The organism is Candidatus Cardinium sp. cByotN1 (assembly GCF_022810525.1).
Taxonomy (GTDB): Bacteria; Bacteroidota; Bacteroidia; order Cytophagales; family Amoebophilaceae; genus Cardinium.
In genome coordinates this window covers 1-14,812 of sequence record NZ_JAACGG010000107.1, presented here as the reverse complement: position 1 = coordinate 14,812, position 14,812 = coordinate 1, and the positions used below count along the sequence as shown (strand labels likewise).

12 protein-coding genes are annotated in these 14,812 nt (G+C 36.9%); 9 read left to right on the top strand and 3 right to left on the bottom strand.

Annotated elements, in window-relative coordinates:
• Positions 1-178 precede the first annotated feature (178 nt).
• A complete protein-coding gene (locus MUW73_RS02995) occupies positions 179-2,335 on the top strand; it encodes a hypothetical protein (protein WP_243575240.1) in 2,157 nt (718 codons plus the stop codon).
• A gap of 128 nt (positions 2,336-2,463) precedes the next feature.
• On the top strand, positions 2,464-3,456 hold the full coding sequence (gene rfbB, locus MUW73_RS02990; RefSeq protein WP_243017874.1) for a dTDP-glucose 4,6-dehydratase: 993 nt from the start codon (positions 2,464-2,466) through the stop codon (positions 3,454-3,456).
• Positions 3,457-3,745: 289 nt separating this feature from the next.
• Here rfbB and MUW73_RS02985 read toward each other — a convergent pair whose 3' ends face one another.
• Positions 3,746-5,449: a M3 family oligoendopeptidase gene (locus MUW73_RS02985; protein ID WP_243017876.1), complete on the bottom strand. Its 1,704-nt coding sequence runs from the start codon at positions 5,447-5,449 to the stop codon at positions 3,746-3,748.
• A gap of 798 nt (positions 5,450-6,247) precedes the next feature.
• Here MUW73_RS02985 and MUW73_RS02980 point away from each other — a divergent pair.
• The 5 genes from MUW73_RS02980 (at position 6,248) to MUW73_RS02960 (ending at position 11,668) form a co-directional block, all read left to right on the top strand.
• Entirely contained in the window at positions 6,248-6,712 is a 465-nt protein-coding gene (locus MUW73_RS02980; protein WP_243575239.1) for a nucleoside deaminase, read from the top strand.
• Between the two features lie 44 nt (positions 6,713-6,756).
• Positions 6,757-7,392, top strand: a complete 636-nt coding sequence (locus tag MUW73_RS02975) for a superoxide dismutase (RefSeq protein ID WP_243017879.1) — start codon at positions 6,757-6,759, stop codon at positions 7,390-7,392.
• 167 nt (positions 7,393-7,559) lie between these two features.
• On the top strand, positions 7,560-9,593 hold the full coding sequence (gene ftsH, locus MUW73_RS02970; protein WP_243017881.1) for an ATP-dependent zinc metalloprotease FtsH: 2,034 nt from the start codon (positions 7,560-7,562) through the stop codon (positions 9,591-9,593).
• 18 nt (positions 9,594-9,611) lie between these two features.
• Complete coding sequence (locus tag MUW73_RS02965) at positions 9,612-10,916, top strand: D-alanine--D-alanine ligase family protein (protein WP_243017883.1); 1,305 nt, start codon at positions 9,612-9,614, stop codon at positions 10,914-10,916.
• A complete protein-coding gene (locus MUW73_RS02960) occupies positions 10,913-11,668 on the top strand; it encodes a PASTA domain-containing protein (protein ID WP_243017884.1) in 756 nt (251 codons plus the stop codon). The genes MUW73_RS02965 and MUW73_RS02960 overlap by 4 nt, the downstream gene beginning before the upstream one ends.
• On the opposite strand, the gene MUW73_RS04680 is transcribed toward MUW73_RS02960, so the two are convergent.
• Positions 11,658-11,906, bottom strand: a complete 249-nt coding sequence (locus tag MUW73_RS04680) for an Rpn family recombination-promoting nuclease/putative transposase (protein WP_445083565.1) — start codon at positions 11,904-11,906, stop codon at positions 11,658-11,660. The two genes, MUW73_RS02960 and MUW73_RS04680, sit on opposite strands and share 11 nt — an antisense overlap.
• Positions 11,907-12,222: 316 nt before the next feature.
• Here MUW73_RS04680 and MUW73_RS02955 point away from each other — a divergent pair, with 316 nt between their 5' ends.
• Together MUW73_RS02955 and MUW73_RS02950 are read left to right on the top strand one after the other, a co-directional pair.
• The gene (locus MUW73_RS02955) at positions 12,223-12,972 is read left to right on the top strand and encodes a UDP-2,3-diacylglucosamine diphosphatase (RefSeq protein WP_243017886.1); all 750 of its coding nucleotides are present in this window, start codon (positions 12,223-12,225) and stop codon (positions 12,970-12,972) included.
• 102 nt (positions 12,973-13,074) lie between these two features.
• The gene (locus MUW73_RS02950; RefSeq protein WP_243017887.1) at positions 13,075-14,106 is read left to right on the top strand and encodes a rod shape-determining protein; all 1,032 of its coding nucleotides are present in this window, start codon (positions 13,075-13,077) and stop codon (positions 14,104-14,106) included.
• Between the two features lie 235 nt (positions 14,107-14,341).
• On the opposite strand, the gene yidD is transcribed toward MUW73_RS02950, so the two are convergent.
• Positions 14,342-14,572: a membrane protein insertion efficiency factor YidD gene (gene yidD, locus MUW73_RS02945; RefSeq protein ID WP_243017888.1), complete on the bottom strand. Its 231-nt coding sequence runs from the start codon at positions 14,570-14,572 to the stop codon at positions 14,342-14,344.
• Positions 14,573-14,812: the final 240 nt, after the last annotated feature.

Here is a 14,812-nt window from a genome sequence, read left to right as displayed (position 1 = left end):
TACAGATTAAAATTTTTAATAAATTCAAATAAAAGCTTGAATTTATTATTATAATTACCTATAATTTTTATAATTTATATTTTATACCATATCAGATATAGTATTTAGTATTTTATAGATTTTACTTATCTCTTTTGCGATGTCACTCAACATATCCTTCCTCATAGCATTACTTTTTTTGCTATTCGTTCTAGTAGTGGCGCTTTATCTCGACCTTAGTAAGTCCCTATCCGATGACCAAGCGTCAATTAATAAACAATTTGATTATGAAATTCAAATGATTTATAAAGCTATTATACGTAAACAAGCTCGTATAAAGCAAGTATTAAAGTTTGCTGTTATGAAAGAAAAATTAGCTAAGCTAAGACCAAGTGATGCCATTATTGGGTGTACAGGATGTTACCTTATATTTACTGCCCTATTAGATTACCTAATTGGAGGACTAGCTACTCATTGGTATGTATTACAATCTTTTATAAGCATGCTGCTTATAGTTTATGCAATTGCCCCAAAACGTAAAATTCCATCTTGGAAAGTTGGTAGATTTTTTCTGATATGCTGCATTTTATCCCTCCCCGTAAATGTGCTTTGGCACTGGTTGCATTTACAAGATCCTCAATTTACACTTACCTTATCTGTAGCACATTTATCTACAACTTTATTTGTATTACCCCTCTATATCAGCATCAAGCTAGTAGCGGTTACATTATTGGTAATTGTGTATACAATCTATAAGATTGGTATAGATGAACTGTTGGCATCAGGTGATTCTTTACTATCTTTATTAGGATTTGGCTTAATCATTTTCGGTATTATCATTTACAATAAACGCAAAATAACTGGTTATACACTGTATAAACGCTACTTAAAAAATCAAAAAAAACTAATAGAAAAAAAGCAAAATCAACCTATAGAAGCTAATCTAAACTTAGACTCAGAAATCTCTAGTAAAAAACCAAAAGAGACAGGACCCTCTGTAGAAAAAACAATGCAAGAAGTTACTGAGCTTATTTCATATATAGATAATAGACCGCTTTATAAGCAAGATCTCCAAAGTATAATCAATAAATTTGTAATTTTTAGCACTTTTTTGAAACAACGTGCTAGATCCATAGACCATATACAATTAACACCAAGTGAAATTACGATAGATGAATTAATCGCTAGGCTAGAGACTGCATTGGAAGTTAAGACCCCACTAGCACCCAAAATGGTCATAGAAAAGAAAGATAATGCTATTCCTACAAAGATTACATGTGATGTCAATCATATGATCCAATCATTGGTTCCTATTGTTTTACGTACTGCTAATCTAAATAATGGTTCAAAGGGTGAAGTAGTAAAAATTCAATTACATACTACTCAGCTAAAATATATCCAAAAACGTTGTCAAAAAGATCCATATCATTCGGAAACAGGTTTCCCAGCCATAGCCTTAGTAATCAGTAGTGCTACTACCCCTTCAGCTATATTACCCCAAATTAGAAGTTATTATGAGGATATTACAGAAGGTAGGGAGCTTAAGTGGCACAGCAGTCAGACGGACTCAGAGCGTATACGTGTTGAAAAACGTATCATAGAAAGAGCCGTTCGTGCCCACTATGGTTATCTACGCTTTCCTATTTCGAAAAAAAGGCCTATGCTCATGGTATTGCCTTGTAATGTAGCAACAGTTAGAGATGACATGCTTGCCAATATACTACCTTTAAATGTTCCTATCAACCAAAAAGAAATTGATCAATCCATAGAAATGTTTGTCAGATCTTATAATCAGCTTTGTGAAATATCAGAGGTTCGTAAAGCTGTAATGGATGAAATAATTCTATTGATGAGGAGATGTTATGGTTTTAGACGGCACTTATCGGGGCAATTACTATATATCCGTGCCATAGGGATTACACAATTGGTTGCAGAATGGGTACGATTCTATCCGGAACCGGTTTATGTTGCTTTACTGTATGACTTGGTTAACCATGCAGGTTTGCCACTTTCGTATATCAAAGCAAATTATGATATGAATATTTACTCGTTTATAGAGCGTGTTTTAGCAGTTAATGATCGTCAAGATATGGAGCCATGTGGGCTTTATATTGGGAATGCCCTTAAACAGGTAATCAATAGGGAGCAACTTTTTGTGCTTTGTATTAAATTGGCTGAGCGACTTTATGATTTGCGGCATGCTAGAAGTTATCCGCAGTTAGATGAATTAAAATGCATGGCCAAAGAAACACTTGCCATAGATATTGAACTAGCTAAAAAATATTTGAATACTAAGATTGTAGAAGCATTAGCCAACGCAGCAGAGGAAGCACTACAAGTCTGTGAAAAAAAATAAAAAACGCTTTTGCTGATCGAAACTATTCTACAGGTGTTTTTTCATAGCATCGCCACAGTACTTAACCCAAGCTATGCATTAATTAAATGCTTATAATTGTAAGCTACTAGCTAGTAAGCACACTTCTTATGCAAAAATTATTAATAACAGGCGGGGCAGGTTTTATAGGTTCGCACTGTATTGAATGGTTTTTGAAAAAGCATCCTAATTATTACATTGTAAACTTGGATAAGTTGACCTATGCTGCTCGCTTATCTTTTGCACGTCAGCAGCGTTTAAACTACTATTTTGTAGAAGGAGATGTGACCAACTTTTTATTGGTTTCAGAGCTGTTTCAAAAATTTAACTTTGATCGTGTCATTCATTTGGCTGCTGAATCACACGTAGATAGATCAATTCTCGATCCACTGCTTTTTATAAAGAGCAATGTAGAGGGAACGGCTACGCTATTACATATAGCTTATAAGCATTGGTTTAAAGGACCTAATCAGCCACTTCATCCCAATCATCTATTTCTATATATTTCTACCGATGAAGTTTATGGTGCATTAGATGATAACGCTCAACCATTTACAGAAGCGACTACACTTGCACCCAATAACCCTTATAGCGCCAGCAAGGCTGCAGCCGAATGTTTAGTAAGGTCTTATACCCATACTTATGGACTGCATACGATTATTACTCGTTCAACCAACAATTATGGCCCCTATCAAGATACAGAAAAACTAATGCCCATGGTTCTGAAAAATGCATTACAAGGTAAGCCTGTTTCGTTACATGGGGATGGAAGGAGCATTCGGGATTGGTTACATGTAGAAGACCATTGCAGGGCGATTGATGCTGTTTTGCATAGCGGCCAAAGCGGCCAATATTATAATATTGGTGCTAATCAAGAACGAACTAATCTTGAAATAGCATCGATGATTTGCCAAATACTGGATCGCTTGAAACCACTACGTGAAAGTTCGTATACTTCTTTAATTGGTTTTACTACCGAAAGAGCAGGGCAAGATAGGCGCTATGGACTTGATTGTACCAAAATTAAAGCCAAACTAGGATGGACTCCATCTATTGGGCTGGAAGAGGGTATTGAGGCGCTTGTGCGTAGTGAAGTGGGTTGAAATAAAGTATTTCTTTATAGCATTAAAAAGTTGCTGCAAGTGCCCCTTACAGCTGGAAAACAGGTACCTGTTCAAGTCAGTGGCAAATAAGATGTTTTTAACTTACTTTTTTCTTTACGTACGCTGCCATAGTGGTGAATAGATACGGAAAACAGAATCCGCGCTTCAACTGTCCCGGCAACTGTTTTTCTTTTGATCTGTAAATTCTGCTTTCTGATCGCAGTTTTTTTAAAGGGCGCGTTTTTTTCCTAGCATAAGCCATAGTGGTGAACGGAAACCAACGAGTAGCCTAAAGCTCAGTCCAAGCCTTACGCACGAATTGCGCTAAAGAGCGAATATGTTCCCTACTAAAATCAAAGCAAACCCCGGCAGTTTCATAGACCTTAGGTATTGATTCTGTATGGCCTAACTTTAATGCATTCAGGTAATGATGCAACCCTTGTTTAGGGTTTTCTTGAGCATTTTTCCATACCCCAATTGCACCAAGCTGTGCAATAGCATATTCAATATAATAGAAAGGTACTTCAAATAAATGCAACTGTTTTTGCCATAAGTGACTCTTGCAATCCTCATAGCCGGTCCAATCGGTTATGCTGTCTGAAAAGCTGCTAAAGATACGGTTCCAATTTGCTGCTCTTTCGGCTAAGGTATGATTAGGATGCTCATAGACCCAATGTTGAAAAGCATCAATAGTAGCCATCCATGGTAAAAAGCTAATCACATGAATTAAATGCTCTTTTTTAGCACGACTAAGGTCCTCTGGATTGGTAAAGAAAACATCCCAATGCGGCATAGTGAGTAACTCCATAGACATAGAAGCTAATTCTGCAATCTCTGATGGACAATGCTTAAAAGCATTTAAGGTCAACTTGTGAACTAAAAAAGCATGGACGGCATGACCTGCTTCATGAAGCATAGTCAACATATCGCCTACCGTAGAAGCCGCATTCATAAAAATAAAAGGCACTCCGGTCTCATCTAACGGGTAATTATACCCACCAGGTGCTTTGCCCTTACGTGAGGTTAAGTCTAGATGACCCATCTGTTCCATGGTACGCAAGCAATCTCCTAAAAAAGGGTCTAAGTGCTCCAATACTATAATTGTTTTATCAACTAAATCTGTTGAATCTGTAAAGGGACGCAATGGCTTTCTACCCTGTATATCTACTGCATGGTCAAATGGTTGAAGAATAGGTAGGCCTAACTTATTTTTTCGCTCTTCTGCCAGTTCGTTGAGTAACGGTACGATTTCTTCTTGAATAGCCTTATGCAAGGTCAAACAATCTGTTGGTGTGTAATCAAACCGATTCATGGATACGAAAGCATAGTCTCTAAAATTCTTAAAACCAGCATTCAAAGCTATTTGATGACGTTGCTCAATGAGCTTAGAATAGAGTCCATTAAGTAGATCTTTATCTTGCAATCGCCGTTGTTGTACTTTATCATACACCTCTTTACGAAAAGGTCTATCAGTCGATTCTAAATGAGCAGCGGCTTGCTGTAAAGTGAGTTCTTGGCCAGCTACCGCTACCATCATGGCACCTGAGACAACACCAAATTGCCTTGTATTTAACTGAATTTGGGTTTGAATAGCTATATTTTCTTCTCTGTAGCAGCGTAATTGATTTTCAATTTTTCGAAAAAATATGTCATATTGGACTTCCTTACGTAAAGTATGCGCTTCTTTTGCAGCTAGCACTTTTTGATTTAGCTGATCTGTAACCGCTGTTACATGAGGAGCTATACTGGTAATGTAATATTCATAACGATCTTTAGCGACTACATCAGTAGTATCACAAGAGGTACGAATATACCGCCACCCAGCATCTTCTTCTAATACCCCTTCTAGTTCGCTCCAATTGGCTAAAAGTTTTTTTAGATCATCTAAGGTAACAAGATGCCTGGCCAAGAGGTTATCATAAAAAGGTTGAATAGACGCCCAATCTGTTATGATGTAATCTATCGGCAAAAAAGTACGAAGGTATTTTGGCATGATTTAAAATTTTTATGGCAGCACAGCAATCTACTAAATATTAAATAGAAATCACAAAAAATAACCCACATATTACTTTAGAATTGGCTTTAAATCAAAGTTTGTTCCAGTGTACATAATTGTAATTTTAAAAAACCAGATACGATTTTAGGAGATAGGGCTACAAGATCAAATTTAGTCTGATCTTGTGACCATTTATATTCAGGTATTGATTAATATATCAGATTACAGGCCGCGTATTATTTCTCTGCTGTAGGATTAGTTCCATCTTTGTTATGAGTTGTTCCATGCGAAGAAGAGCTAATGCACACTTCTTGTTTCTTGTTTGTTTTTTTCTGAAATGCCTAATGCCTGTTTTGATTCGATACACTCTGTTTGAATGAACAATATAAAATCGCACTAACTGGTGGGAATATAGTTTTTAAAAAGACAAAAAATTTGTAAGTTAATTTATTTTTATTTATATTGTTTACTGTAATTGGTTTTCAATTATATGTTTAGTTTGGTTTAACGGCAAGCCCATGCATTAAGAGGCTATACTACTAGTTTAACTTTATCATAAGCTTAACAGTAAAAAAGTCGCTTTAGTGTGTGGGCTTTGTTATGCTACATAGCCAGCTGTAGTATCTCACTAGCCATTAATCATTTTAAAGTAGTCGAATGCAATTTTACTAAATTATAAGCGCAATTGCAATATATTTTTGTAAATATCGTAAACATTGCTCAAGTCTTGCTTGTATAGACACTAGTTAAGCAGCCTAGAAAATTAACTACCACTTCAACAAACTCTCTACTTGCATGAGCCGTTTAGGTCGCATGGATGACGATATTTTTTTTATGCAAGCTGCACTAAAAGAAGCGGAAAAAGCAGCTAAAGTGGGAGAGGTACCGATTGGAGCAGTGATCGTGGCTGGTCATAAAATTGTCGCGCGTGCGCACAACCAAGTAGAGCAACTCAAAGATCCAACAGCCCATGCAGAATTACTCGCCATAACAGCTGCTGCTAATTACTTTAATAGCAAATATCTCCCCAGCCCTACCCTATATGTTACGCTAGAACCCTGTATAATGTGTAGTGGTGCACTCTACTGGTCTCAGATCAACCGACTTGTATTTGGTGCTAGTGACCCTAAAAGAGGCTACCAAACCTGTTCTACTTCTATCTTGCACCCACGGACAAAAGTCCAGGAACATATTTTAGCTAAAGAAAGTAATGAACTGCTGATTTATTTTTTTAAAAAGTTAAGAAACACTATATTGTAGCGCAACAAACTAATTTTATCTTTATTTTAAAAATTTAGATTTTTATGATTTTTACACTTCCTGCTTTGCCCTATGCCTACAACGCATTAGCCCCCTACATAGATGGTCAAACTATGGAAATCCATCATACTAAACACCACCAAGCCTATGTTGATAAACTGAATCAAGCGATAGCTGGTACAGCTATCGCAGCTGCAGAAGGAACGGAAACATCGGTACTAACCCATCTTCTGAAAGATATCAGTGCCTACCATATAACTGTTCGTAACAACGCTGGCGGTCACTTCAACCATTCATTTTTCTGGAATAGTCTCACACCTAATGGCTCCCACCAGCCCCAAGCAGATTTATTGCATGCATTAGAAAAATCTTTCGGAAACTTTAAAGAGTTCAAAGAGGCCTTTACAGCAGCTGCAGCTGCACACTTTGGTTCTGGATGGGCCTGGTTATCTGTAGCGAAAAAAGATGGAAGTTTATTTATTTCTACAACTGATAATCAAGATAATCCACTTATGAATACCACTCCTGTTCAAGAGCAAGGTATACCTATTTTAGGACTAGATCTATGGGAACATGCCTATTACTTACTCTATCAGAATAAACGCGTAGCCTATATAGAGGCTTTTTGGAACATCATTCATTGGCAGGTAGTCAAAGATAGATTTATGGAGGCTATATAACAAACATCCCTATAAAGCCGATCATAGAATAGTCTTAAAGCAGTAAGCTTACCATAAAGTATGTTAATCTTAAAACTTATCTCCACTTTTATATTGTTTTTCAATTATTTTTTGTAAAATTGCATCTTCACTATAACAAATAGCAGCTATTCAATTTAAACTAAGTTATGAAACAAAGAGAAAAAAAGTTTGTGCAGCACAACGCGCCTCAGTCAATTTTTATATTGGCTATATTAATCATATTGGGTTTATTGTTTTATTATAGTAAAGAACAAGGTGTGATTCCTATTTCTGAGAAGCGTTTTGAAAAAATGATGTTGAACCAAGAGGTTAAGGCGGTTACTTTAATTACCAATCAACACCTAGTGGAAGTAGTCCTTAAAGAGGATGCATTGAGAAAAGATTGTTATCAAAAAGAACTCGCGGGAAGAGCTGCTTGGAAAAGTAACAATCGTGTAGTTTATACTTTTCGCATACCAAGTTTTAATATTTTTCATAAAAAATTTTCAGCAATAGAAGAAAAAATAGACCCTGAGGCTAGAATAGGCTACACATGCGAAGAACGGTCAGAACCAGCTAGTTTTATTAATTGGTCCTTTTTATTGACGCTATTTCTTATTTACTGGTTCTTTATCCGTAAGCCAGGTAATGGTATGGCAGGTCCTGGTACGCAGCTTTTCAATATGAATACCTTAAAAGCAACTGTTTTTGATAAAAATAATCAGTTAAAAGTTACATTCCAAGATGTAGCCGGAATGAAAGAAGCCAAAGAAGAGGTAAAAGAAGTAGTCGATTTTTTAAAAACACCTGAAAAATTTACCTTGCTTGGTGGCAAAATTCCTAAAGGAGTGCTTCTGGTAGGTCCGCCAGGAACAGGTAAAACACTACTAGCCAAAGCAGTAGCTGGAGAGGCAGGTGTGCCAGTTATCTGTCTTTCTGGATCGGATTTTGTAGAGATGTTTGTGGGTATAGGTGCTGCTCGCGTACGTGATCTTTTTAAAAAAGCCAAGGAAAAAGCACCTTGTATTATTTTTATCGATGAAATCGATGCAGTAGGTAGAACACGAGGTAAAGCTAATATGCCTGGTGTAAATGACGAACGTGAGAATACCTTGAATTCCCTCTTGGTAGAGATGGATGGCTTTTCAACCAATTCTGGTGTGATTGTAATAGCTGCTACAAATAGACCAGAGGTATTAGATCCTGCACTACTACGCCCAGGCAGATTTGACAGGCAAGTAACTATAGATAACCCTGATGTAGTGGATCGAGAAGCCATTATACGATGCCATAGCAAAAGACTCAAACTAGAAAGACATATACGTATCAAACAACTTGCTGAGCAAACGCCGGGATTTTCTGGTGCAGACTTGTCTAATATGTGCAACGAAGCGGCTTTAATAGCGGCCAGAAAAAACAGAAAGTTTGTAACGATGCATGACTTTCATGCCGCTATAGACCGAATTATTGGTGGTTTAGAGAAAAAAAATAAACTTATCTCTCCAGAAGAAAAAAAAATAGTAGCCTACCATGAAGCAGGTCATGCCATTGCGGGATGGTTTCTAGAACATGCGCACCCACTTGTAAAGGTAAGCATTGTACCACGTGGTATAGCCGCACTAGGGTATGCACAATATTTGCCCAAAGAACAGTTTATTTATCAGGAAAATCAATTGTTAGATGAATTGGCTATGGCGCTAGGTGGAAGAGCCGCTGAGGAGCTTATTTTTGGAAAAATTTCTACCGGTGCACTAAGTGATTTAGAACGCACTACTAAATTGGCTTATAGTATGGTTACGGTTTATGGTATGAACCCTAAAGTCGGTCACCTTTCTTTTCATAACGGCAAACAGGTAGACTATACTTTTACAAAACCTTACTCAGAAAAAACAGCTTACACCATAGATGAGGAGGTCAAAAGAATTATAGAGGGTGCCTATGAACGGGTAAAAGAGTTGCTCAAAGAAAAAATTGATAAACTAACCCTTTTGGCCGAGGCTTTATTGGTAAGGGAGACTATATTTAAATCAGATCTAGAACGTTTAATCGGCAAGCGTTTTCCCAAAGAAGCTAAGGAGATTTCTACTGAAGATGGGCCATCACCTGAAGCCTCTGAAGCCCCTGAAGCTTCACCAGTGCAGGTGCAACTTGATAGTAGTGAAGCAATAGCTTCTTTAAGCAATGAGCTGGAACAGGTATAAGTAAAAAAAGCAAAAAAGATGCACCCAAAAATAGGGGTTCTAATGGGTGGTTTTACACCCGAGCGACATATATCATTAGAGAGTGGTCGAAATGTCTATAGTAAGTTGGTCGCTTCTACTAAATATGCGCCTCTCCCGCTTTTTCTATCTGGTTCTAAAGAAACTTATCGTATTTTTATATTACCCATTGCCCTCCTGCTAAAAGATAATGCGGATGATATCCATGATGCGCTCTTGCATCCAGCTAAATTCAGTGCATCAGAACAGTTGTTAACCCCTATTCGAAAAGAAGCTAGCGCCATCACAAGAACTTACGCCAAGAATGCTATTTTTAGACCAGAAGAACTTACCTTTTGCGCTTTAAAAGAAAGGATAGATTTTATGTTTATAGCCTTGCATGGTAGGCCTGGAGAGGATGGTACTTTGCAAAGTATATTGCAAGATTATGCAATACCTTATAATGGGTCTGGCATGGCAACTACTGCTTTGACCATTGATAAGTATGCCACCAATCAATTTTTAGCCCAACAAGGGTTTAATGTTGCCAAACAGCTTGTTATCAACAAAGCAGATTGGGACTATAATCAGGTTAGAACCATCGATGCTATAGAGGACACATTTAGCTATCCGATTATTGCCAAACCAGTGGATGATGGTTGTAGTGCAGGGGTTGTAAAGATCAGGCATAACGCTATGTTACTTGCCTATGCATCCGCCAGTTTTAGAAACCAGCCACTCATTGAACCTGATCTGATGCAACTATTAGCGTTGCCATCAGGAGACTACATTCCAAGGCAAGAAAGATTTCTGCTGGAAGAGCTGATTCAAAAAGATAAAGAAACGATCGATTTTTTAGAAACCACAACCGGCTTATTAACTCATATGGATGCTAATGGTAAAACGCTATATGAAATCTTTGAACCATCTGAAACAGTAGCAGCAGATGCCATACTTTCTTTAGAAGAAAAATTTTTAGCAGGGGAGGGTCATAATATTACCCCTGCACGCTTTCATAAGGATAGTCAAACAGCTGCTATAATTCGAAAAAGTGTCAAAAGCAGACTGGCTGATGTCGCACAAGTTTTAAACTTACAAGGGTATGCCAGAATAGATGCTTTTATAAAAATCTATTCCCATGAAAAGGTGGAAGTTTGGGTAATTGAAATTAATGCACTGCCTGCTATGACACCAGCTACCTGTATTTTTCATCAGGCTGCCTTAAATGGTTATACCCCATTTGACTTTATAGATGCGATTATCCAATATGGATTGAGCCAAGTCAATTTTACTCCTTCTATAGGAGCTGCAAGGTTACAAACATGAGTAAAAAAATAGTAAAAAAGCTATGTAAGCATCTTGTTTACATGTTTTGCTTAAGCATAGGTATACTCTATACTTTCTTTTACATAGCTTTGCCCTATATCACGCATCAAGGTAAAATTGTTCAGGTGCCAGATCTAACAGGTGTTCATTTAGACGCATTGGATGAAAAGCTTAGTAAATATCATTTGGGTTACGTTATAACCGACAACAGTGGTTATTCACCCCAACTACCTCCCTTTACCGTTTTACAGCAATTTCCTGCAGCAGGTGCTTCCGTTAAGGAAAACCGAAAAATCTATTTGACCTTAAATGCAGAAAATCCTCCACTTGTCTCCATGCCCAATCTTGTTGAAGGCTCTATTAGAGAAGCCCAGCTACGTCTAAAGAACAAAGGCCTAAAACTAGGTAACATCAAATATATTCCTGATATTACCGAGCATGCCGTTTTAGAACAATGGTACAATGGTCGTCCTATACCTGCTGGCAAACTTATTCATAAAGGATCTGCGATTGATTTAGTAGTGAGCGCTGGATTAGGAAAAGAAATTATTGAGGTACCAGATCTAGTAAAAATGCCTTTAGAAGAAGCTAATTTAATATTATTAGAGCGGGGCATGCGTATCGGTGTGGTACATCATATTAAAGATAAAGATAGCCATTTACCCGTTGGTACAATTATACGTCAGAACCCGGTACCAGGCACTAAGGTGCCATTAGGTACTGCTATTAGCTTATGGATGGTTAAGGTATAGGACTAGGTGCTAACTCATATTTCTTGTCAAGTATAATACAAGATTTAAAGTTTGCTAAAAATTCATCCCATAGTTTAAGTATATCACGGTTCTTAACATACTTTATGAAATATTCGAGCATGCCTAAATGTTGCTTCTGTTTGATCTGATCATCTGGTATAGCATAAAATAGAAAAACATTTGTTACTACATTCACTAGAAAACTCACTAAGATTTTTTCACTGAATTTAAATGAAATATTGACTATTATTATTGTATGCCATATGATGAAAAATCATAAATTTGTTTTCTATTTTTTTGGGTTGAATAACCTAGATTTTTTAAACAATTAGCCATTCCTGCATGTTTGCCTCGTTCAAGGCTATAGCAAGTAAGTTTGTTAAATGTGGAATAATTTTCTAAGCTAGCTTATTATTGATTGAATGCTTATGCATTTAAATGTTTGTATTGCGGTTTCTAGTTAGTCTTTTCCAAGAGGTCTATTACAGCAACCCAATCAATCTTTTTATACGAGCAACCTATAATCATGGCCTTATTTTGTTTAGCTGACTGCTTTGATAGAACTAACTCAACTAGCTAAGAAAGTCTTTTTTATATCAGACTTACACCTGCCCCTTTGTCCTAGTGGCATAAACCGTTCTCGTGCATTAGAGAATAAGTTACTAGCTTGGCTAGACTATATAAAGCCACAAGCAGAGGCCTTATTTTTATTAGGAGATGTCTTTGACTTTTGGTTCGAGTATAAATACCTTATTCCTAAAGGAGCCATTCGATTTCAAGTAAAACTTTGGGAATTTGTTCAAAATAAGATACCAGTTTATTTATTTTTAGGGAACCATGATGGTTGGTCTATCGATTATTTAATACAAGAATGTGGTGTACAATTATTTAGAAAGCCAGCATCTATTACTATTTGTAACAGAAAATTTTTCTTGGGTCATGGCGATACGATTGGTCCCACTATGGGTTATACGCTATTGCGTAGACTATATCATAGTCGTTGGTTCCAATCCTTTGTAAGGATTTTGCCACCTGATTGGATCTATAACAGAGTAGATCATTATCTTACTAAAAAAAAAGGGGCAAACCCTTCGTTTTTTGCAAAAAAGGACCGTATATTTCACTACTGTGAAGATAAGATAGAACCTTTTAATCATCACGATTTTTATATATTTGGTCATACACATTGCCCATATATAAAGGCATTAAATCATTCAAGCAGTTATTGTAACCTTGGAGACTGGGTCTTTCATTATACATATGCTTGTTTTGATGGTGATAATCTGTCATTACTTACATTTTAAGACACTACGTATTACGCATATAGCTTGTACGGATTAGTCATTTTAGCCTAAAAACTTTTAGGTAATATAAATGCATCAATCTTTTAGACTTAGACATATTACATGGGCATTTGGAGTTATTTTCACATAGATATCGCTGTCGATCTAGGAACAGCCAATACTTTAATCATACACAACGATAAAATTGTTGTAGACGAGCCATCTATTATAGCTATAGATCGTAATACCAATAAGATGATTGCAGTTGGTAAAGCTGCTATGCAAATGCATGAAAAAACGCATGATACGATACGAACTATTAAGCCACTTAAGGATGGTGTAATTGCGGATTACCATGCAGCAGAGCTTATGATCCAAGGGATGATTAAGATGTTGTCTAAAAAAAAGTTATCCGTTTTTACTCCGTTTTTTAATAGAATTATTATTTGCATTCCCTCTGGTACCACTGATGTGGAAAAAAGAGCTGTTCGAGATTCTGCTGCCCATACAGGTGCCAAAGAAGTCTATATGATTTATGAACCTATTGCGGCCGCTATAGGAATAGGTGTTAAGATTGGCGAGCCTATTGGTTGTATGATTGTCGATATTGGTGGTGGTACAACAGAAATAGCGGTTATATCCTTATCCGGTATTGCCTGTGATCAATCTATTAAGGTAGCCGGTAATGCATTCAATAAAGATATACTAGACTACATGCGCAAGCAGCATAACCTGGTTATTGGAGAGCGTACGGCAGAACAAATTAAAATAGCCGTAGGAGCTGTTTGCATGGATTTAGGTGAGCCACCAGCTGATTATCCAGTACATGGTAAAGACCTTATGACTGGGATTCCTAAGATTATATCAGTAAGCTATAAAGAGATAGCTGTTGCCTTAGAAGAGTCAGCTGCAAAAATTGATGATGCTGTTCTAAAAGCATTGGAAATGGCGCCACCTGAATTAGCTTCTGATATATACAAAAATGGGATTCATTTGACAGGAGGTGGTGCTTTACTACGTGGTTTAGATAAACGGTTACATAGTATAACCAAACTGCCTGTTCATGTTGCAGAAGAGCCCTTACAAGCAGTTGTCCGTGGTACCGGTACAGCGTTAAAAGATGTGGAGACCTACCGTAGCGTACTCATGAACTAATGGTGCATATTCTTTACGTTTAGTTTAATAGTAAAAAAGTTTTTTTATCGTATCCATTCACTACTATAGCAGAGGTATACCAAAAAAATACCCCTTGTAAAATAGTTGCACTCAAAAAGTGACCGTTACAACTGAAGTAGCCAAACAGCTGAGAGGGAATTTGAAGCCTGGGATAAAAATGCCTTATGGCTTATGTACCAATGGTGGTTATCCTTATACTTGAGGGAATTACTAGTTAAGGTAATGGATCATAGCCACTACCTCCCCAAGGATGACAGCGCAGCAATCTACGTACAGTAAGCAGGATGGCTTTTGGGGTCTCATACTTAGTAAAAGCAGCTTTTGCATAATTAGAACAACTAGGGTGAAATCGACATACAGGAGGCAACAAAGGTGCAATACAGCGCTGATAGATGGTGATAAAAAAGCAGCAAAACTGTCTAAAAAATAGCTTGTATTTGTTCACAAAATGGGTAAGTTATAAGTTAGGGGTTCAAAAGTTTAGTAAAAAAAGATCCTTTGTTTCCGTTCACCTAATGGCGTCCACTTAAGGAATTTTTAATTATTTTTATTTGATTATAAGTTTTTTTATCTTACTTTTTTCTTGATAAAGAAGTGGTATAAAAAAGCTTTTCTGGCCAAAGTCGGGAACAGATACTGATTTTTTGTCATTTTTTAATCGTATTTATTCACCACTATGGCAGCG